Annotated in this window: 17 protein-coding genes and 1 tRNA gene; 7 read left to right on the forward strand and 11 right to left on the reverse strand. The window is 63.4% G+C overall.

What is annotated here, in order from left to right:
- Nucleotides 1–8: 8 nt before the first annotated feature.
- The 5 genes from GSQ92_RS01280 to GSQ92_RS01300 all read right to left on the reverse strand — a co-directional run bounded on the left by GSQ92_RS01280 (nt 9) and on the right by GSQ92_RS01300 (nt 4,050).
- Entirely contained in the window at nt 9–1,715 is a 1,707-nt protein-coding gene (locus tag GSQ92_RS01280) for a hypothetical protein (RefSeq protein ID WP_159012851.1), read from the reverse strand.
- A gap of 109 nt (nt 1,716–1,824) precedes the next feature.
- On the reverse strand, nt 1,825–3,159 hold the full coding sequence (locus GSQ92_RS01285) for a DUF1254 domain-containing protein (RefSeq protein WP_158801078.1): 1,335 nt from the start codon (nt 3,157–3,159) through the stop codon (nt 1,825–1,827).
- 143 nt (nt 3,160–3,302) lie between these two features.
- Nucleotides 3,303–3,378 (reverse strand) — tRNA-Glu (locus tag GSQ92_RS01290).
- Between the two features lie 144 nt (nt 3,379–3,522).
- Nucleotides 3,523–3,699 carry a hypothetical protein gene (locus GSQ92_RS01295; protein ID WP_158805634.1) on the reverse strand — a complete coding sequence of 59 codons (177 nt, stop codon included), beginning with the start codon at nt 3,697–3,699 and terminating at the stop codon, nt 3,523–3,525.
- 18 nt (nt 3,700–3,717) lie between these two features.
- A complete protein-coding gene (locus GSQ92_RS01300) occupies nt 3,718–4,050 on the reverse strand; it encodes a DUF1488 family protein (protein ID WP_158805633.1) in 333 nt (110 codons plus the stop codon).
- Between the two features lie 314 nt (nt 4,051–4,364).
- Between GSQ92_RS01300 and GSQ92_RS01305 the strand changes: the two genes are divergently transcribed.
- Nucleotides 4,365–4,574: a molybdopterin-binding protein gene (locus tag GSQ92_RS01305; protein ID WP_158805632.1), complete on the forward strand. Its 210-nt coding sequence runs from the start codon at nt 4,365–4,367 to the stop codon at nt 4,572–4,574.
- A 5-nt stretch (nt 4,575–4,579) separates the two neighbouring features.
- Here the strand turns inward: GSQ92_RS01305 and GSQ92_RS01310 are convergent, their stop codons facing one another.
- Nucleotides 4,580–5,221 carry a DUF1345 domain-containing protein gene (locus tag GSQ92_RS01310; protein ID WP_158805631.1) on the reverse strand — a complete coding sequence of 214 codons (642 nt, stop codon included), beginning with the start codon at nt 5,219–5,221 and terminating at the stop codon, nt 4,580–4,582.
- Nucleotides 5,222–5,341: 120 nt separating this feature from the next.
- Between GSQ92_RS01310 and GSQ92_RS01315 the strand changes: the two genes are divergently transcribed.
- Both GSQ92_RS01315 and GSQ92_RS01320 read left to right on the forward strand, forming a co-directional pair.
- Complete coding sequence (locus GSQ92_RS01315; protein ID WP_158805630.1) at nt 5,342–6,571, forward strand: AGE family epimerase/isomerase; 1,230 nt, start codon at nt 5,342–5,344, stop codon at nt 6,569–6,571.
- 387 nt (nt 6,572–6,958) lie between these two features.
- Nucleotides 6,959–7,714 carry a hypothetical protein gene (locus GSQ92_RS01320; protein WP_159012852.1) on the forward strand — a complete coding sequence of 252 codons (756 nt, stop codon included), beginning with the start codon at nt 6,959–6,961 and terminating at the stop codon, nt 7,712–7,714.
- Nucleotides 7,715–8,027: 313 nt separating this feature from the next.
- Here the strand turns inward: GSQ92_RS01320 and GSQ92_RS01325 are convergent, their stop codons facing one another.
- The 4 genes from GSQ92_RS01325 to GSQ92_RS01340 all read right to left on the reverse strand — a co-directional run bounded on the left by GSQ92_RS01325 (nt 8,028) and on the right by GSQ92_RS01340 (nt 11,962).
- A complete protein-coding gene (locus GSQ92_RS01325) occupies nt 8,028–8,891 on the reverse strand; it encodes a carbohydrate ABC transporter permease (RefSeq protein ID WP_216850564.1) in 864 nt (287 codons plus the stop codon).
- A 101-nt stretch (nt 8,892–8,992) separates the two neighbouring features.
- Nucleotides 8,993–10,285, reverse strand: coding sequence for an extracellular solute-binding protein (locus GSQ92_RS01330; RefSeq protein ID WP_158805629.1), 1,293 nt, complete (start codon nt 10,283–10,285; stop codon nt 8,993–8,995).
- A 52-nt stretch (nt 10,286–10,337) separates the two neighbouring features.
- Nucleotides 10,338–11,180 carry a carbohydrate ABC transporter permease gene (locus tag GSQ92_RS01335; RefSeq protein ID WP_158805628.1) on the reverse strand — a complete coding sequence of 281 codons (843 nt, stop codon included), beginning with the start codon at nt 11,178–11,180 and terminating at the stop codon, nt 10,338–10,340.
- A complete protein-coding gene (locus GSQ92_RS01340) occupies nt 11,177–11,962 on the reverse strand; it encodes an SDR family NAD(P)-dependent oxidoreductase (RefSeq protein WP_158805627.1) in 786 nt (261 codons plus the stop codon). Before GSQ92_RS01340 ends, GSQ92_RS01335 begins: the two co-directional genes overlap by 4 nt.
- Before the next feature lie 131 nt (nt 11,963–12,093).
- On the opposite strand from GSQ92_RS01340, the gene GSQ92_RS01345 reads away from it, so the two are divergent.
- From GSQ92_RS01345 to GSQ92_RS01355, 3 genes are all read left to right on the forward strand, one after another.
- A complete protein-coding gene (locus GSQ92_RS01345) occupies nt 12,094–12,936 on the forward strand; it encodes a DeoR/GlpR family DNA-binding transcription regulator (RefSeq protein ID WP_158805626.1) in 843 nt (280 codons plus the stop codon).
- 26 nt (nt 12,937–12,962) lie between these two features.
- Nucleotides 12,963–13,763: a BtpA/SgcQ family protein gene (locus GSQ92_RS01350; protein WP_158805625.1), complete on the forward strand. Its 801-nt coding sequence runs from the start codon at nt 12,963–12,965 to the stop codon at nt 13,761–13,763.
- Nucleotides 13,764–13,934: 171 nt separating this feature from the next.
- Nucleotides 13,935–14,297 carry a response regulator gene (locus GSQ92_RS01355; RefSeq protein ID WP_158805624.1) on the forward strand — a complete coding sequence of 121 codons (363 nt, stop codon included), beginning with the start codon at nt 13,935–13,937 and terminating at the stop codon, nt 14,295–14,297.
- 15 nt (nt 14,298–14,312) lie between these two features.
- Here the strand turns inward: GSQ92_RS01355 and GSQ92_RS01360 are convergent, their stop codons facing one another.
- Entirely contained in the window at nt 14,313–15,011 is a 699-nt protein-coding gene (locus tag GSQ92_RS01360; RefSeq protein WP_254065899.1) for an SDR family oxidoreductase, read from the reverse strand.
- Nucleotides 15,012–15,125: 114 nt separating this feature from the next.
- On the opposite strand from GSQ92_RS01360, the gene GSQ92_RS01365 reads away from it, so the two are divergent.
- Nucleotides 15,126–18,605: a tetratricopeptide repeat protein gene (locus tag GSQ92_RS01365; protein ID WP_159012853.1), complete on the forward strand. Its 3,480-nt coding sequence runs from the start codon at nt 15,126–15,128 to the stop codon at nt 18,603–18,605.
- The last annotated feature ends 10 nt before the right edge of the window (nt 18,606–18,615 follow it).

Below are 18,615 nucleotides of genomic sequence, written 5' to 3' on the forward strand. Positions count from 1 at the left end.
TTGACTCCTTACCGGACGCGGTAAAGCGTTGATCCATCGGCACCACGGGCGACAAGCGCAAGCCATGGCGGCGGACGGTCTTGATCCAGTTGGTCCAGCAGGGTCTGTGGCGGCAAATCCTGCACCAACAGCGAGCGCGCCGCACCCGGACAGGCCAGGATCGCCACTGCTCCAGTGTTGCGCAGGGCCTCAGGCTCCACGCGCGAAGCGGCGCTCCGCCAGGCAGCGCGAAGCCGCATGAAACCCGCGATATTTGAGTGATAGAGGGAGCCGACCGTCAGCACCCCGGTCCGATAGAGAAGCTCCGGCGTATCATCGACATCCGCGAGCACCACCTGACCGGCAAAGGGCGCCAGCAAAGGCACGGCGGCCCGAACCGAGCAGACGGTATCGTCATCATCATCGGACCCATCATCCGCCAGCAGGCCCGCGAAAGGCCCGAGCAGAAAGACCGCCGCGACCCCGATCCGCAGCAATGCCTTCGCCCGAAAATGCGCCGGACCAAAGCGGTGCCGAAGCGGGGACAGCGCGACCGGCAAGGCGCCCGCCCCGAGCACCGCGCCATAGGTGCCAAACCGAATATGCGTGATGCCGAGCGCCACAACGAACAGGCTGCACAGCACCGCATAGCCCCACAGAACCGTCCGACGACGGAGCGCCATCGCGATCACGACTGCGGCACCAAGCAGGCCCGGCAACACAGTGCTCAAGAAAGTCGAAACGGTATCGGCCGGCGCCATCTCGGCGATGAGGCCAAAAAACGCACGGCTCTGCTCGCGCGTGAGCAACCCGGACGGTCCAAGAGTGACGGAGGGATAGCGAAGGATCCATGCCCCCAGGAGCACAGCCGCCAGAAAGCCGCCGATGACCACCCGTCGCGCGCCCGCGAAACCGGCCCGGTCGAGGGCCCAAGCCGCCCAGCCTATGCACAGGCAGGCCAGGCCCATCCAAACATAGACGATTGAAACACGATCGATTTGAGGTGCCCAGAAGCCACCACTCGGCGGATCGACAGCAACAACGAGCATGACCACAAGCAACAGCGCGGTGCCCATCGCGCAGACGCTCCGCCCAGCGGCGCGTTCGGGCCTCGCGGTCATCCATCCGAGCCCCAATGCACCGAATGCCATGAGCGTGAAGGGCATCGTCTCCGGGCTGAACCATAAGCCGATCGCGGCCCAGAGACCGGCTTGCCATCCGGCGGAGGCGCGGCCGCCGGCACCCCGAAAGGCCCAGCCGACGGTCGATGTCGCGCTCAGGGCGACGAGGATGTGATGGTGGATCACCCCCGGCAGGGCGTAGTCGACAATCGGCGCATAGGTCAGGGCGACGACCGCCGTCGTCCAGCGCCACGCGGGGTCCGTCAGCGGCGCGCAAGCCCAGGCGGTGCTCGCGCACAGCAGCCCGACGCTCAGCGGTCCGAGCAGAATCCCCGCCCAAAGCAGCGACTTCGTCGGGTCAAGAAACCAGCCGAGCGGCCAGGCAAGCAGCAACAAAAGCGAATCCAGCAAATGCGACCAGGCGAGAACTGTTCCGGCCCCCGACGCATCCCGCGCCACCGCCTGCAGCGGCGCGTGAGCCGCCATCATGTCGTGCAGCCGGACCAGACGCATGTAGCTGTCCGGATCAGGCAGCGCGCCGTCCATCACTTCCCGCGATTGGGAAAAGCCCAGGAGAAGGTCCTGCAGGAAACCGAGGACGAAGCAAAGCAGCATGCGGATACCGAGCAATCCCAGCGGCCACGATGATGGCCTTCACCCTCGGCGAATAGCCTCCGTCATTGGACCGTGACGATCCAATCCCAGCGCGAGGCCTGCGGCTGCCCTAGGCGGAGCAGTTCACCACGGCGGGCGGGTTCCATTTGCCCGTGAGCGCTTCGCTTCTCGGCGCATAGAGCCGCATCGTGAGGTTAAACGTGCCTTTGGGTGCCGGCAGCCAGTTCGCCTCTTTGTCAGGCCCGGGGCTGGCGTTCTGGACATAGAGATCGAGTGAGTCATCCGCATTGTATGTCATTGGCATCCAACTGCTGATCGCGAAGCGGTTGAGCGTATTCGCGACCTGAAAGCCGTCGTCATCGTAGAGCGTGATCGACCAGAAGGCGTCGACCGGCGGCTTGGCCGAGCTGTCGAAATGGAGCACATAGGCGCTCGAGCCCCCGAGCGGCTTGCCGGCCTCATCGGCGAGATTGAGGGGGTAGATCGCATCTTCCGGCAGGTTGGCGCCGAGGCCCAATTGGGCGACGATTGCCCGCTTCAGATAGTAATTGCCATAGACGCCCATCGTATCGGTGTTCATCGACCAGCCATTGGTCACGGATGCGAGGGTCGGAACCTTCCAGGCCATCAACTTCAACGCTTCCTCAGGCGCGGATTGAAGCCCGGACCTGATCGCGGAACTGAGTTTGTCGAGATCAAAGCTCTTGCCCGGCTCGATGCCGATCCGCTTCATCTGTGCGAGGATCGGCTGATCGGTGACATGAGGCGGCTGCAGCTTGAGGATCTCGGCCGCATAAGCGAAGAACTTGCTGGCGGGCATCCTATCGACCGCGACTTTCGGCGGCGTCTTCATGTCAAGGCTCGGATCGACGGTTCCGGTCGCGGGCTCCCACACCCTACCCCAGCGGGACAACGGGGTGATCCTGTAACCGGCTTGGATCTTATGCACAGCGTCGTAATCGGCGGGACCGTCGGTTTTCGTGCGCCCGATGATCCAGACATAGGGTGTGGGCGCATCGATCCTCACCGCATCCGCCGGCAGCGGCCCATTCCAGCCCGGCGGCACAAGCGCGAAATCGCCCGCTCGCGTTCCCGTCGTGCGCCACCCCGGAGAGGCGAAAACATCGCTCCACATATCGAGCATCGGCAGCAGGTAGAACCGCCCCGCCGTATCCGGAACCGAGACGATCATCGGTTCCTTGGTCAAATCGAGCCAGGCGCTGGAATATAGCGTGTCGAAATTCGGACGAACCACAGCCTTCATCTCCGCCGGCGGAAACGCGGCGACACTGACGAAGGTATTCATGGGGCCATGGATGCCTTGCGGCTCAGCAATGTTCGTTAGTTGCCTGCGCGTGAGATCCATCGTGACGAGAGGATAGAAGTATAGATAGGCCGCCACCGCGATCTCGTGCGCGTCCTGATCTTCAATCGCTTCCGCCATGGAGCCGCTCCCCTGGTGACCTCACGCGTCTGTGAGCCCCTACTAGCACTGAGCGCGGGAGCAGGCACATAGCGCGACTTGCGGTCAGACCGAGGAGAATGGCGGTTGCCATGCTGATCGTTGATATGGCTGGGGAAAACAGGTGGCGTCCCGTACGGGATTCGAACCCGTGTTACCAACGTGAAAGGCTGGTGTCCTAGGCCTCTAGACGAACGGGACATCGACGCCGGGCGGTGCTGGGTAGCGGAGGCACCCCTCGAAATCAAGTCCGCCCCCGTATCGACTGGTTAGCCGCCCGTCCCAGAGCCGCGAGGCCACCCTGCCCCGCCAGCAACCCGCGCCAGAAGGTCCTTGCCTCTATGACTATTTGCGACCGGCCTTGGTCGGCAGGACGGCTGTTGGTGTCTTTATGAACGAAGAAGTGGCGGCGACAACCGTCTTCTTGGCCGCCTTCGGCTTCTTCGGCTCACGATTTCCGCGGTTCTCACCCTTGGCCATCTCGATCTCCCGCCTGGTTACATCAATGCCGTCATCGCCCATCCAAACGTCGCGCCACCCTCAAGCGCGGATGCGCTGCTCCTGCGGACGAGCCGTCGCCTCGGCCACCGGTGGGTCGTCGATGTCGTCGGCCCAGATGCTCAGGATCCCGCAGACGCTGTCGGGGCGCGAAGTGAACTTGATCTGAGCGATCCCCTCGATCTGTTCGCGGATGCCCGCAAAGCACTTCAGCAGGTCGGCGGCCGAGAAATGGCGGTGGCCACTGACCTCCTGCAGCGCGGCGCGGGAAATCGCACAGGTGACCGGCTCGCCGCCAACGTCGATCTCAAAGACGACCCGACTTCCGTCCCATCTCGGCTTCGCCAGCACGGCCTTTGGGGTGATGTCGGTCATGTACACACGTCCTTCCTGAGGAAGACAAGGCGAAACGCAAAGAAAAATCGGAAATTCCACTATGTATATGGAAGCTCACCCTCGATATTACGAGCCGGCGACCAAAATAGACAGCCGCTTTATCCTGGATAATTCTTTAACGGCGCCCGGACGTCATTTTGCTGGATTATGGCGCCCCTGGATTTGCCCACCCTGCCCCACCCGTGACCAGCCTCTGCCCAGCCGCCAATCAGGCTCGACGTGGCTGCCGCCATGGAGGAGAAGCAAACCTAGCGCGCTTGCCTGCGCGCCCACGAGGGAGGAACGGCATCGCCATGAAGCTCAGCGCGCGCAACCAGATCAAAGGGAAGGTCGTCGCCGTCCAGAAGGGACAGACCACCGGCCATGTCCGTATCGATGTTGGCGGCGGCATCGTCATCACTGCCTCGATCACCAATGAGGCGATCGACGACCTCGCGCTCAAAATCGGCGACGAGGCGGTGGCCGTGATCAAGGCGTCGGACGTGATGGTCGGGACGCTGTAGCGCCTCTACATCAACCCGGCCGCGAGGTTCACCGTCAGCGCCAGGATGATCGTGTTGAACAGAAAACTGATGAACCCCTGAAGCGTCGCAAGACGCCTCAGATGGCGATCGGTGATATCGACGTCGGATACCTGGAACGTCATGCCCAAAACGAGCGAGAAATAGAGGAAGTCGTAATAATCCGGCTCGGGCTCCTTCGGGAAATCGAGGCCGCCCTGCAGCTCGTCATCCGACTTGGTGTAAAATTCATGCGCGTAGCGCAGGGCGAAGACGAGATGCATCGTCAGCCACGAAATGATCAGCGTCGCGACTAGGACCATCACATGCGACGCGCGCTCCGACCCATGCAGATTCTTGATCGCGCTGAATTCGAGAATGATGGCGAAGACGCTCGCGACAACGCCACCGAGCGTCATCGCAAAGATGGTCCATTCGCCGTCCTGCTGGGCCGCCGCTTCCGCGGGCATGCGATGAGGCGGCGTGATCGCCATCAGAACGGCATTGACCACGAGGAACAGCCCCGCACCTGCATCCCAGCCGATAATCAGACGGACCTTCGGGAACGGCACGAACCAATAGACGAGGAGCCCCACCACCACGGCGGCGACCAGCCGGGGGCGGCTGGAAATAATCTGCTTGAGGTGCATCAGCTGAACCGCGGGCCGCGTGGGACGATCATCTTAGCCTCCTGGGCAGACCACGCGCTCATTGCATCGGCGGCCGCGCTCTGCAACGGGTAGGCCCAATGCCGATGGGGAGGGAAGACGATGGAAGCGACGGAAGCAGCGGGACGGCCATGGGTGGAACGCCCCGCTCACCGGGCCTGGCTCGCGCGCCAGGCGGAGATTTTGCTCGATCAGTTTCAGTATTCGGTGATCGATCCGGCTGGAGGATTCTTTGACCTCGACGATAGCGGCGCGCCGCTGCGGGAGAGCCCGGTCCGCCGGCTGATCACCACCACGCGGCTGGTGCATAGCTTCGCCGTCGCTCAGATGCTGGGCCGGCCCGGTGCCGCGACGGTTGTCGATCATGGCGTGGCGGCACTGTGGGATTTCCACCGGGACACCGCCTCGGGCGGCTATCCCTGGGAAACCGGCGAAGGCGCCGATGCCAGCCGGCAGGCCTATGGCCATGCCTTCGTCCTGCTCGCCGCTTCCAGCGCCCGCATGGCGGGACACCCCGATGCCGACCGGCTGCTCGCGGATGTCACCGATGTCCTGCTGAAACGCTTCTGGGAGCCGGCCCATGGCGCGGTCGCCGAGGAGTTCGACGCGGCGTGGCAGCCGCTCTCTGGCTATCGCGGCCAGAACGCCAATATGCATCTCACCGAGTCACTGATGGCCGCCTTCGAGGCGACCGGGGACGCGCGTTATCTTGAAATGGCGGAGAGCATCGCGACGCTGCTCATCAACCGCGTGGCGCGCGCCCATGGCTGGCATGTGATCGAACATTTCGACACCCAGTGGCGGCCGGATGCGGTCTATCGCGGCTCGGACATGTTCCGGCCCTTCGGCACAACGCCGGGCCATGCGCTGGAATGGTCCCGCCTGCTCGCACAGCTCGATGCGCTGGGCGGTGGCCGGCTGGGCTGGACGATGGAGGCGGCGCGCGGCCTCTTCACCCAGGCGGTGACGGATGGCTGGGACCACGCGGCGGGCGGCTTCTACTACACGCTCGACTACGGCAACGCGCCGCTCATCCGCGACCGGCTGTGGTGGCCCTGCTGCGAGGCGATCGCCGCCGCCGCCTTCCTGCGCGACCGCACCGAGGATGATGTCTTCGAGGTTTGGTATCGCCGGGTTTGGGATTGGTCGGCGCATCACTTGCTCGACCGCCGCCATGGCGGCTGGTTCTCGGAGCTGGATGACGGGCTGGTGGCGCGTCCGCGGTTCTTCAGCGGCAAGCCCGATATTTACCACGCGTTGCAGGCTTGCCTCATCCCGCTCTATCCGGCGGGCGGCAGTCTGGGCGCCATGGTGCGTGAGGCGGTGCAGTAGTCTTCGCGACGGATGGTGGAGCGCATGGCGGGACGGCCGCGATGCGCTCCTCGGCTTCGGCTTTGAGCGTGACGCATGGGGCGAGCGCTTTCGCAGTTTGCTTGATGGTAGCATTTATTTCTGGATGTGGTTGGTAAGAGAAGCGCCGTTACTCCTGGCCGCGCACTAGGCACATTCCGCTAGAGGCGGGTAGCCCTGACGCGATTTTACACGCGCGAGAATATCGCTGGCGAATCCGAAAGCCGGAGGCACATAATGCTTCGTCACGAAAGTTCCTGGGCTATCTCTCATTTCGAGATCGCCGGCGCGGAAGCTCGTGGAGGCTAACGAAGACCGGCGTGCCATCGTGTCCGCAACATTGGCTTCAAGGCTTCGAAAGGTACGAGAATGGCCCTGAGTTCTGTCGGTAAGAAGCAACTAACTCTTGAGACTCCTTACGAGGGTCTAACACCGACTGATCACGAATTTGTAAGGAGTCTGCGGGCCGCTGCGGCTAACAAGGCTTACGCAGCGAATCATGCGTATTATGATGAAAAAACCGGGGAGCTGTATGAAAAAGGTGTCGTTCCACCCAAGAATTTCACGCTGACGCCAAATGACTATAGCCTCCTCCAAATTTCCGCAGGGGGCGGACCTCCTCCTCCACCTGGAAACCTCGCGCCGCCACCTATCCCCCCGCTGGCTCCGCCGCAGCAGGCCGGTTTCGAACCGCCGCATACAACGCATCGACACTATTTCTACTTTGATCCCGAAGAATCAAGTGGCGCCGCGCCTCAGCTCCGGCGTCAACCCGCTCCCAATATGACCTATCAGCCGGCCGCTGGGTATTTGCGGCAGCCTTCGACCTATCAGCAGGCTCACAGTCCTTCTGCGAATCCGCAGCAGCCAGCACTGTACCAGCAGCGGCAGCAATACCCCACGCCCTACCAGCAGCCCGTACTGTACCAGCAACAGCAGTACCCCACGCCCTACCAGCAGCCCGTAATGTACCAGCAGCAGCAGTACCCCACGCCCTACCAGCAGCCCGTACTGTACCAGCAACAGCAGTACGCCACGCCCTACCAGCAGCCCCCGCCGTCTCAGCCGCAGGCTTCCTATAGTTCGTCTACGTATCAGACCCCACGCAACTTCCAGCCTTGGTGAGACCATCCCCGATACCCTCGCCGTCTGCGATACGCAGACGGCGAGGCGCTTCCCGATCAATAGCCCACGCGTATAAACTGACGCTTTCGCGACGCAGATCTCCGCAGCGTCGAGGAGCTGGCATCAGGCGCGCCCGTAGCGCAAAAACTTCTTGAGGTCCCGGTAGCTGACTACAACCCACACAAACCCAAGCAAACGACTGGCATGATGGAAGATATCTCCGCTAAAACGGCGGCCTTTCCATCTACGCCTTCATAGTGAGACGCGTTTCACACGTCATTCTCCGATGACGGCAACCCTTATGCAGGGAATCTCAACGCCCCTGCCGGCTCGTATAAACGAAAAACACCGTCGTCAGCGCCAACACAATGAGCAACAGAACAAACGCAATCGCCGAACCCTCGTTCAGCGCTAGCCCCAGGAACGCGCGGCGATATGCGAAGAAACTCAGCACATCCGTGGAAACGCCCGGCCCGCCGCGCGTCAGCACATAGATGAGGTCGTACGTCCGAAACTCGTTGATGAGCTGGATGATGATGGCGATCACCGCGACCGGCCGCAGCATCGGCAGCGTCACGTAGCGGAAGCGCTGCCACGCATTGGCGCCATCCACTGCCGCGGCCTCCAGCGGCTCCAAAGGCAGTGATGCGAGCCCGGCGGCCAGGATCAGGATAACGAAGGAAACCTGCTGCCAGATATCGACGCCCACAATCGTCCAGAAGGCGAGATGCGTCGAGCCGAGCCAATCCACGCCTGGAATGCCGACGCTCTCCAGCAGCGTATTGGTGATGCCGAGGTTCGGCTGCAACAGCATATGCCAAACCAGTCCGACACTGACCGGCGACATCGCCATCGGGATCGTCAGGATGGCGAAATAAACCGCCTTCATCTTCACGACCTGATTGAGCATGACCGCGACGACAAGGCCGAGGAAGAACTCGCCCCCGACGGTCGCGACCGAATATTCCACCGTCGTCTTCATCGAATTCCAGAACAGCGGATCGGCGAAGATGGTGGCGAAATTGGCGAAGCCCTTAAAGGGCGTCAGCCGCGCATGGAGAAAGGTCAGCGAGGAGAAAGCCAAAACCCCCGCATAGACAACGGGAAAGCCCATCACCAGCGCGATCAAGGCGACACCGGGAAAGGCGAAACCCCAGCCGGTCAGCCGTGTCTTCACGCGCGACGATCCAGACCCGCGGCCGCCTCCTCTCCCGACAAGGGAGAGGAGCGCCGAGACACGAGACACGTTAGCTCAATGGTCATCGAGAGCGGATGCGTCTACTGTCCCGCCTTTTTTTGCAGATCGGCCAGCCCGTTCGCCGCTTTCTTCACCGCGGTATCCACATCCGTCTGATTAGACGCGGCGAGGGAAAGCTGCGTGCCGAGAACATCCTCATACTGCGCCGAATACGGGAATACTGGGAAGGCCATGCCCGTCGCCACAACCTGCTCGGCTTCCTTGTAATACGGATACTTCTTCAGCACGTCCGCATTCTGGTAGACGTCGCTGCGAACCGGGGCATGGCCCTCCATCGCGCGGGCGATGGAGATCTTCTCGCCCTGCACCCACTGAATGAAGGTCCAGGCCGCTTTCTGCAAAGCCGGACTCTCGTTCTTTGGAATTCCCCACCCCCAGCCACCGCTTTCGCCATGGCCGCCCGGCATCACCGCGATGGCAAGCTTGCCCGCGACCTTGGGACAAGCCTTCGGATCATTGACCTGCGGCAGCATCCACCAATAGGTCACGAAGCTGAAAGCGGCGCCCGAACACATGAGTCGCTGCGTATCGTCAAGCGTTGCCGACAACGCACCCTTCTGCGCCGCATGCTGAATGGCATCGACATACAACGTCAGCGCCTTCCGCGCCTCAGGGCTGTCGAGCGCCACATGTCCCTGATCGTCGAGATACCGGCCGCCCGACGAGAAAAGATAATTGGAGAACTCCATCGCATTCGGATCGCCGCGCTGGCCCTGCATCGCGGAACCGGCAATGCCCGCCTGGTCCTTCATGAAGCTCGCGATCCGCACATACTCCGCCAAGGTCTTCGGCGGTGCGAGATCAGTGTTGTATTTCGCCTTATAGGCTGCCTGCAGCTTGGGATCCTGCAGCAGGTCGGTCCGGTAGATCAGCCCCATCGAGTAGTTGTACATGGGGATCATATACAACGTGCCCTGGTTCTTCCCGACGAGGTCGATCATCGAGGGGATGAAGGGCGCGAGATCGAACTTCGAGGCATCGACCATCGGCTGCAAAGGCTGCAGCCACCCAGCGGCCGGAAACTCGCCGGCCCAGAGGAAATCGACTTCCAGCACATTGTAGAAACTGCTCGATCCAGTGAGCTGGGCCACCAGTTTGTCATGCATGTCGGAATAAACGAGCTTTTGGAACTCGACCTTGATGCCGGTTTCCTTCTGGAACTCCGGCAGCATGGATTCGATGATGTGCGTCTCGGGCACATCCTCCATCAGCGCATGCAGCGTGATGTCCTTCGCCTGCACCTGATGCAGGCCGAGCCCGAGAAAAGCGGTCAGAGAAGCAGCGAGAAGCGGGGTCTTCAGTTTGCGGCGCATCGGACGTCCCTTTCTGTTGTTTCGAGAAGAACAGCGGCAAGGCCGGCAGCGCTCACTTCACGCTCCCGAAGGTAAGGCCTTGCACGATGAAGCGCTGAATAAAGCGCGAGCCGATCGCGAGCGGCAGCACGGCCAGCACGACACCCGCCGAGATCGTCGCGATTTCCACCCCATTTGAGGATTGCAGTGCGGCGAGCGTCACCGGCACGGTCGCGGTGTCGGGACCCGTCAGCACCAGCGCGAACAGAAACTCGTTCCAGGCCAGGATAAAGCCAAGCGTCGCGGCGGCGGCGAGGCCTGGCAGCGAAACCGGAATCACCACCCGCCAGAAAGCGCCCCAGGGCGTCGCGCCGTCGATTAGCGCTGCGCCCTCCAAATCGGCTGGCACGCCCTCGAAGAATCCCATGAGGATCCAGCTCAAGAATGGCAAATTCAGCGCAGCATAAACGATGACGAGGCCAAGCACGGAATTGGTCAGGCCCACCGCGCGGAACAACGTGAAGACCGGCAAGACCAGCGCCACCGGCGGCAGCATCTGCGTCGCCAGCACCATGAAACGTCCCGCCAGACCGCCGAGACGGAAACGCGCGAAGGCATAACCCGTCATCGCCGCGAAAGGCAGCGCGATCAGCGTGGCGCCGCCGGCCGCGACCAGGCTGTTGATGTACGAGGAGCCAAAGTCGCTGTCCTCGCTGAACAGCGATGCGTAGTTACCGAAGGTGAAGCTCGGAAAGAGGCTGGCGGCATAGGCGCTGGCTTCCGGCACGAAACTGGTGCGCAGCACCCAAAGCAGCGGCAACAAGATGTAGAGCGAAAAAACCACGAGAACGAGGTGCGGCAGCAGACGATGACGCCTCAGCCCGGCCGCCCTGCCCGCTACGACGACCCCGTTCATCCCATGTAGACGCCGCCGGTGACGTTGACGCCCTGGCCTGTCATGAACCGCGCCGCGTCCGACAGCAGGAACACCACGAGCCCCGCGATATCCTCCGGCTCCTCCAGCCGTCCAAGCGGCGTGAGGGCGACATATTCGTTGAGGACCTCCTGCGGCGTCATGTCCCGCAGATCAGCCTCCCAGATCACCTCGCGCGACTGCATGCCCGTGCGCACGAAGCCGGGACAAACGGCGTTCACGCGGATGCCGTGCTTCGCCATCTCCCGCGCCAATGCCTGGGTCCAACCGAGCACCGCGAATTTGCTCGCCGAATAATGCGCGAGCAGCGGCGCACCGACCTTGCCGGCCAGCGAGGCGGTATTGCAGATGGCGCCCTGGGTGCCAGTGGCGACAAAGTGCCGGCAAGCCGCCTGATTGACGAGAAAGACGCCCCGCGCGTTGACGTCGAAGTTGAAGTCCCAGTCCTCGTCGGTGAGGTCGAGCGCGGGCTTCATCGAGGAGACGCCGGCATTGGCAACCAGCAGATCGCAGCCACCCGCTTTGGCCAGCACTTCATCAAAACCGGCGGTGACGCTGGCGCGCTGAGTCACATTCATGTGAACAGCCAGGGCGTCGGGCGCCAGTTGCCGTGCAGTTTCGGTTGCCGCGTCCAGATTGATGTCGGCGATCACAACCCGAACGCCATGCGCCACCAGGGCTGCGGCGATCGCCCGGCCGATACCGGTTGCGCCGCCGGTGATGAGCGCGGTCTTCCCCGCAAGATCCTGGCCTAGAGGGTGCATGTCTTCTCCCGCGCGAAAGTCCCTGACTCATACCAGCCGTTAACAAGGCGTCAAACATTTTCCACCAGCTTTGTGGTTATTTTTGTTCGATTGTGTTGTATGCACTTCGTTAGTCGGTTAAGGATTCCTGCATGAGCGAGCGAGCGGCGTTACTTCCCAGCCAAAGTTTCGGCATACTCCCGGCCAGTCCAGCGGAGGCGCGGCGCCACGCGATCTACCGCCTCATCACGCGGCAGGGCTTCGTCTCGGTCACCGACCTCGCCAAGGGGATCGGGATCTCCGATATGACCGTGCGACGCGATCTGGAAGCGCTGGTGCGGGACGGGCTGGTGCGCCGGTCGCATGGCGGCGCCACCAGCGCGGTCGAGCATCCGGCCGTGGTGCCTGTGGAACCTTCTTTTGCCGCACGTCGCGATCTCAACCGCCAGCTTAAGCAGGACATCGCGGCGGCGGCGGCGGCCCAGGTGCAGCCGGGCGACGTGATTGGCCTGGACATCGGCTCGACCGTCGCCTGCCTCGCGGCTGAATTGGCGCCGCTCGCAGGGATCGAGATCGTGACGAATAGTATGCAAGCCGTACTGGCGATGGCCTCCCCGGTTCAGCCGGAGGTCTTCATGCTCGGCGGCCAGCTACGACCGCGCGAGGGCTCGCTCTGCGGCAGCATCACGCGGCAACAACTCGCGGGGCATTGGATGTGCCGCGTCTTCCTCGGCGCCTCCGGCATCGACGAACATGGCATTTACGATTATGCGCCAGCCGAGGCGGAGGTGAAGGGTGCCTTCATCCAACGCGCCGAGGCGGTCACGGTGTTGTGCGACAGCAGCAAATTCGGACGGCGCTCCTTCGTTCGCGTCTGCGACTTCACGCCGATCGGCACGCTCATCACCGACGCCGCGCCGCCAGAGGAGATCCGCGCTGCCTTGGAGCAAGCCGGCACGGAGATCATCATCGCGCCTTCCCGCGCCGCCAGCTAACCCCAGCAGCCAACAAGGACGACGGCATGTTCGATTTCTTCGAGGGCACGAAGAAGGTCGTGATCGGCATGATCCATATCGGCGCTCTGCCGGGGACGCCGCTTTATGACGAGCGCGGCGGCATGCGCGCATTGATCGACGGCGCGATGGCGGATCTGGAGGCCTTGCAGGCCGGCGGGGTCGACGCCGTCATGTTCGGCAACGAGAACGACCGGCCCTATTCCCTGAAAGCGCCGGTCGCTTCCATCGCCGCGATGAGCGCCGTAGTGACCTCGGTCAAGCCCGCGATCGACCGGCCCTTCGGGGTCAACTACCTTTGGGATCCGGTCGCGAGCGTCGCCATCGCGGCGGCCACCGGCGCGCGCTTCGTGCGGGAGATCTTCACCGGCGTCTATGCCTCGGATATGGGGCTCTGGGTGCCGGATTGTGACGGCGCCCTGCGTGCGCGGCGCGACCTCGGTGTGCGGGACCTCAAGTTGCTCTTCAACATCAATGCCGAATTCGCCGCCCCCTTGGATACCCGGCCGCTCGGGCTCCGGGCGCGCAGCGCGGTTTTCTCCTCCCTGGCTGATGCGATCCTGGTTTCCGGCCCGATCACCGGTCAGGCGACCGAACAGTCGGATCTAAATGCCGTCTGCGCGGTCGTGAAGGACGTGCCCGTGCTCGCCAATACGGGTGTCAATATCGGCAATGTGGCTGATATCCTTAGTGTCGCCGACGGCTGCGTGGTGGGCACTCACTTCAAGGTCGATGGCCATACCTGGAACGCGGTGGACACGACGAGAGTGAAGCGCTTCATGGACTTAGTCGGCACACTGCGTGCCTGACATTCGCAACGAAGCGGGCGTGCTCCCCGCCAGGCGCGACACATGACTGGCTCATTGCTCGCGCTAAACTGACTTGGCGGGAGGCCTGGAAGGGTTGCAAATACTCCTTCACTTGGCATCTCTCGCGACAGCTATGAAAAATGATTCGGTCAATGAGGCGGTCGTCGCCTGATGTGCATTCTCCTCGTTGAGGATGAATGGCTCATCCGTACCATCATGGCCGAAGAATTGGTGGATGCGGGCTTTGAGGTTGAACAGGCCGAAAGCGGCGACGCTGCACTCTCGATGGTCGATGTTCCCTTTCCGTTCTTTACCATTCTCGTGACCGACATCCATATGCCCGGCAAGACGGACGGAATCGCCCTGGCCCGTTTCGTCCGCCGGCGGCACCCCAACGTTCCCATCATCTACACCACAGGCCGGCCCGATGCGCTGGACGCCGACGAACTACAGGGCGGCCGGATTTCCACGCTCGTGAAGCCCTACAAACCGAGCCGGCTGATCGAGGCAGTGCGCATAGCCCTCGCCGCCTGAGGCAAGTGCGACGCGCTAGGTGTAGATCATCTTCCGGGTCATGCCTCCGTCCACCACGAACTCCGCTCCGGTCACGAAGCCGCTGTCCGTCCCAATGAGCCAGGAGACGAGCGACGCGATGTCCTCCACGCGGCCGACCCGCCCGGCTGGATGCTGGCCGTGATCCTCCGGCCGTAAAGGCTCGTCTTTGGTATTGATCCAGCCGGGGCTAATGCAATTGACCCGGATTGCAGGCCCGAGACTTACCGCGAGCGCATGAGTTAGCGCGACGAGGCCGCCTTTCGACGCCGCATAGCTCTCCGTATCCGGCTCCGACTGATGCGCCCGGGTCGAGGCGATCGTGATGATCGTGCCACGCGTCTCACACAGCAAAGCCTCCGCGGCCTTGGCGAGAAGGAAGGTGCTGGTGAGATTCGTCGCCAGCACCGCATTCCATTCGGCAAGCGTGAGATCGCGGATCGGCTTGCGGTTCATGAAGCCTGCATTGCTCACGAATGCGTCGAGGCGGCCTTCCGTCGTGCGGATTCCGTCAACGAGCGTCGCGACCGCCGCTTCTTCGGACACGTCCGCCTCGACGAAGCGCGCGCCGGCTATCTCTTCGAAAGGCGGCTGGCGATCCGCCATCACCACGCGCCACCCTTCCACCGTCATCCGCCGCGCGACGCCCAAGCCGATGCCAGCAGCGCCTCCAGTGACCAGAACCACTTTCGTCAAGACACTCACCCCCGAAACCACGGTGCCCTGCACCGTCTGCCACAATGGGCGAGGATTGGCACGGCACGGCCCTCGGGCGCTTTCCAATTCATATCGAATCTGCAATATAAAGGCATGTACAACCGCCTACATGCCTTGCGCGCGCGCGGCCAGCTTGATTCCGCGGAAAATCACTACCGCCGCATCCTAGCCGATACGCCAAGGGATTTCGACGCGCTCATGGGCGTGAGCTTCTGCGCCCGGCTCAAGGACGATCAGGCGATCGCGCTGGCAGGCTTCGAGGCCGCGTTCCGGGCCCATCCCGATCGGCCGGAACCGGTCATCGAACTTGCCCGAACCCTCAGGGACACCGGGCAACTCGCGGAGGCGGTTGAGGCACTCGGCCGCCTCCCCGATCACTACATGGCCCGCATGATGCGAGGCGCGGTGGCTCGCAGGCTCGGGGAGATCGAAGCGGCGCTCGTCAGCTTCGGCCATGCTCATGTCCTGGCACGGGACCGGCCGGAACCCCTCAACGAACTCGTTGTCACACTGCGCGACCAGGGGCGCTACGCGGAAGCTCTCGAAGTGGCTGGGCGCCTGCGGCAGCGCGACCTGGCCGTGGCGCTTGTGGCCGAGCGTGGCATCGGCGCCGCCCAGCGCCGCGAAGGCGATCACCATGGTGCACTCGCCACCTTCGCCAAGGCCCTAACCGCCAACCCGGAAAACCTAGATCTGCTGATCGAAACCGCCACCGAGCATGATGCGCTAGGGCAGCCGGAACAGGCGATCGCCCTGCTCGACCGTGCTCTGGCGATCGACGGCCGCCATCTTCCAACATTGATCGCCGCAGCGAACCATCATCGCGGCCAGGGCGACGGGCTTGCGGCCCTCGCCTGTTTTCAGGCGGCAATGGCGGCGGATCCCGCTGATGCCGAGGCGATCCTGGGTCTAGGCCGGGAATTGCGGGACGCCGGGCGGCTCGATGAGGCGGCCGCCATTCTCGCGCGCCTGCCCGATCACTACGGCGCTGTTCTGATGCGCGGCCTGGCGGCCCGGCGGATGGCGGCGATCGACACCGCCATCGCCTGCCTCGAACATGCTCACAGCCTGGCCCCCGCGCGTCCCGAACCGCTCGCCCAGATTATCGTCACGCTACGCGACCAAGGGCGTTTCGCTGAAGCGGCTGCGGTGGTCGAACGCTTGCGGGCGCTGGATCCGGATCAGGCGACGGCAGCGACGCGGATCATCGGGCTGAATCAGCGTCGCGCCGGGGATCGCGCCGGCGCCCTCAGTGCCTTCACTCGTCTCGCGAGCAGCGCGCCCGGCAACGCCGATTGGCCAGTCGAGATGGCGACCGAATGCCAGGCGCTCGGCCGATTGGAAGAGGCGAAAGCCCTGCTCGACCGGGCGCTCGCGATCGACGGCCGCCACCCGCAGGCCATGCTCATGACTGCGGAACACCATCGCGCGGTGGGCGATCGAGCGGCGTCGCTAGCCGCCTTCGAGAAGGCGCTCGCTGTGCATTCCGAACACGCTGAGCTCGTCCTCGGCTATGCAAAAGTGCTGCGGGATGCCGCGCGGATACAGGAAGCGCGCGACATTCTCGCCCGGCTGCCGGACCACTACGCCGCCCTCATGCTGCGCGGGGCATTGGCGCGACGGGATGGCGATACCGAAGCCGCCCTCGTCAGCTTCGGCCATGCCCATGTCATGGCCACAGCGCGGGCCGAGCCACTTCAAGAACTCGTCGTCACCCTGCGCGACCAGGGCCGCTACGCCGAGGCTCTCGAAGTGGCCGGGCGACTGCGATCCCAGGATCCTGCGCGTATTGTATCGGCGGAAAGCACCATCGGCATCATTCACCGTCGCGCTGGCGACCGCGCCCTCGCACTCGCGGCTTTTTCGCGTGCCGCGGCGTTGAAAGCCGACGATGCCGATCTCATCGTCGAGATGGCGACCGAGTATCAGGCACTCGGCCAGCCGAAACATGCTGTCGCCCTGCTCGATCGCGCGCTCGGTCTGAACGCCAACCATCTGCGCGCGCTCACGATGTCCTTCGACCGCCTGCGGCTCCTCGGCGACCGCGACGGCGCGCTTGTTCTGGCGCAGCGCATCGCCTCGCATTACCCGGGGCTGGCACAGGCGAGACTCCATCTCAGCCGTGCGCTTTACGAACTCGATCACCTGAGCCAGGCCGAAGCCGTTCTCGCCGAGGCCGAAACCGAATTCGGCCCTCTGCCGGAGTTCACGGCCGAACGCATCACTCGCCTGCGCCATAGTGGGCGACGGCAGGAAGCATTGGCCAAATCCCGAGCTGCCCGCCTCGCTCATCCGCGCGACTTCAAACTATGGTTCCAGGGTCTGCACCTCGAATTGCTGATCGGCACACCAGCGGAGATTCGTCTCTGCCTGGATCGTGCTGCAGCCGCTACGGCCGCCAATCGCGGCCGGGTGCTGCAAGGCGAGGCGCTTCTCGCGGAGCGCGAGCATCGGCTGGAGGATGCGATTACCCATGCGGAAGCCGCAATGGAGACCGACCCTGTAGGCCTGCCGGGACTCGCGGATGCGTTGCGCTTCCGGCTCCTCATCTTGGACCTGCCAAAGGCGCAACAGCATCTCCAGGCGCATGCGGCCGGGCTTCTAGCCGCCAAGCGGCTGCATGGAAAATCGCCCAACGCGTCGCAGAACTTCCTCGGCAAACTCTGCAACGAACTGGCCCTCGACCCCGCCGCGCTCGCCGATCTCCGAGCTCTGCGCCCGCTACCGCCCATACAGCGCATCGCCGCCCTCGCCGAGCTCGCGCGCCACCGCCCGGACCATATCCCGACCGCGACGATGATGGTGATCGCGCTACGCGAGGCGGGGCTTTTAGACCGGCAATCCGGGGAGGACGACGCGCCCCTTGCCAGCACTCCGCTGATCCCGCCGACCATCGGCCAATATTGGGATACGATGGAACCACCGCCGGACCTCTGGGCGCTGCACCAAAGCTGGGGTCTCCTAAACCCTGACCACGAGGTTCGGCTGTTCAGCCACGAGACGGCAACCCGCTTCCTGGAAGCCAATTTCCCGCCGCCTATAAGGCTTGCCTATGCACGCTCCTCCGAGCCGGCGAAGCGAGCGGATATCTTCCGCCTCGCCTATCTCTGGATGGAAGGCGGCTTCTGGGCGGATATGGATGATCGCGCGGTCGCACCGTTCGCGTCGCTCGTACGGTCCTCCACACGTGCCTTCTTCGGACAAGAACAATGGGGCACGCTCGGCAACAACATCATGGGCGTGACACCGCGGATGCCCCTGATCGGCTGGGCGCTGAGCACGGCGGTGACTGCCACCAATCGAGGCGACACCGATCTCCTGTGGTTCTCGACCGGTCCGGGGCTCATCACGCGCGCCTTCGTCCAGCAGGTCGCGGCGGCGGGTACAGACTGCACAGCCTGGCTAAGCGACGTGCTGGTTCTGGAGCGTTACGACCTCTACCGGATCGCATCCTTGCATTGCCGCACGTCGCACAAGAAATCGCAGAAGCACTGGTCCCACACGGCATATGGCGGAGCCCGCGAAAACACGACACGACACGACGCGGATCTGGCTGCACGACGCGCCGGATAACACCTCCAGA

The organism is Acidisoma sp. S159 (assembly GCF_009766125.1).
Classification (GTDB): domain Bacteria; phylum Pseudomonadota; class Alphaproteobacteria; order Acetobacterales; family Acetobacteraceae; genus Acidisoma.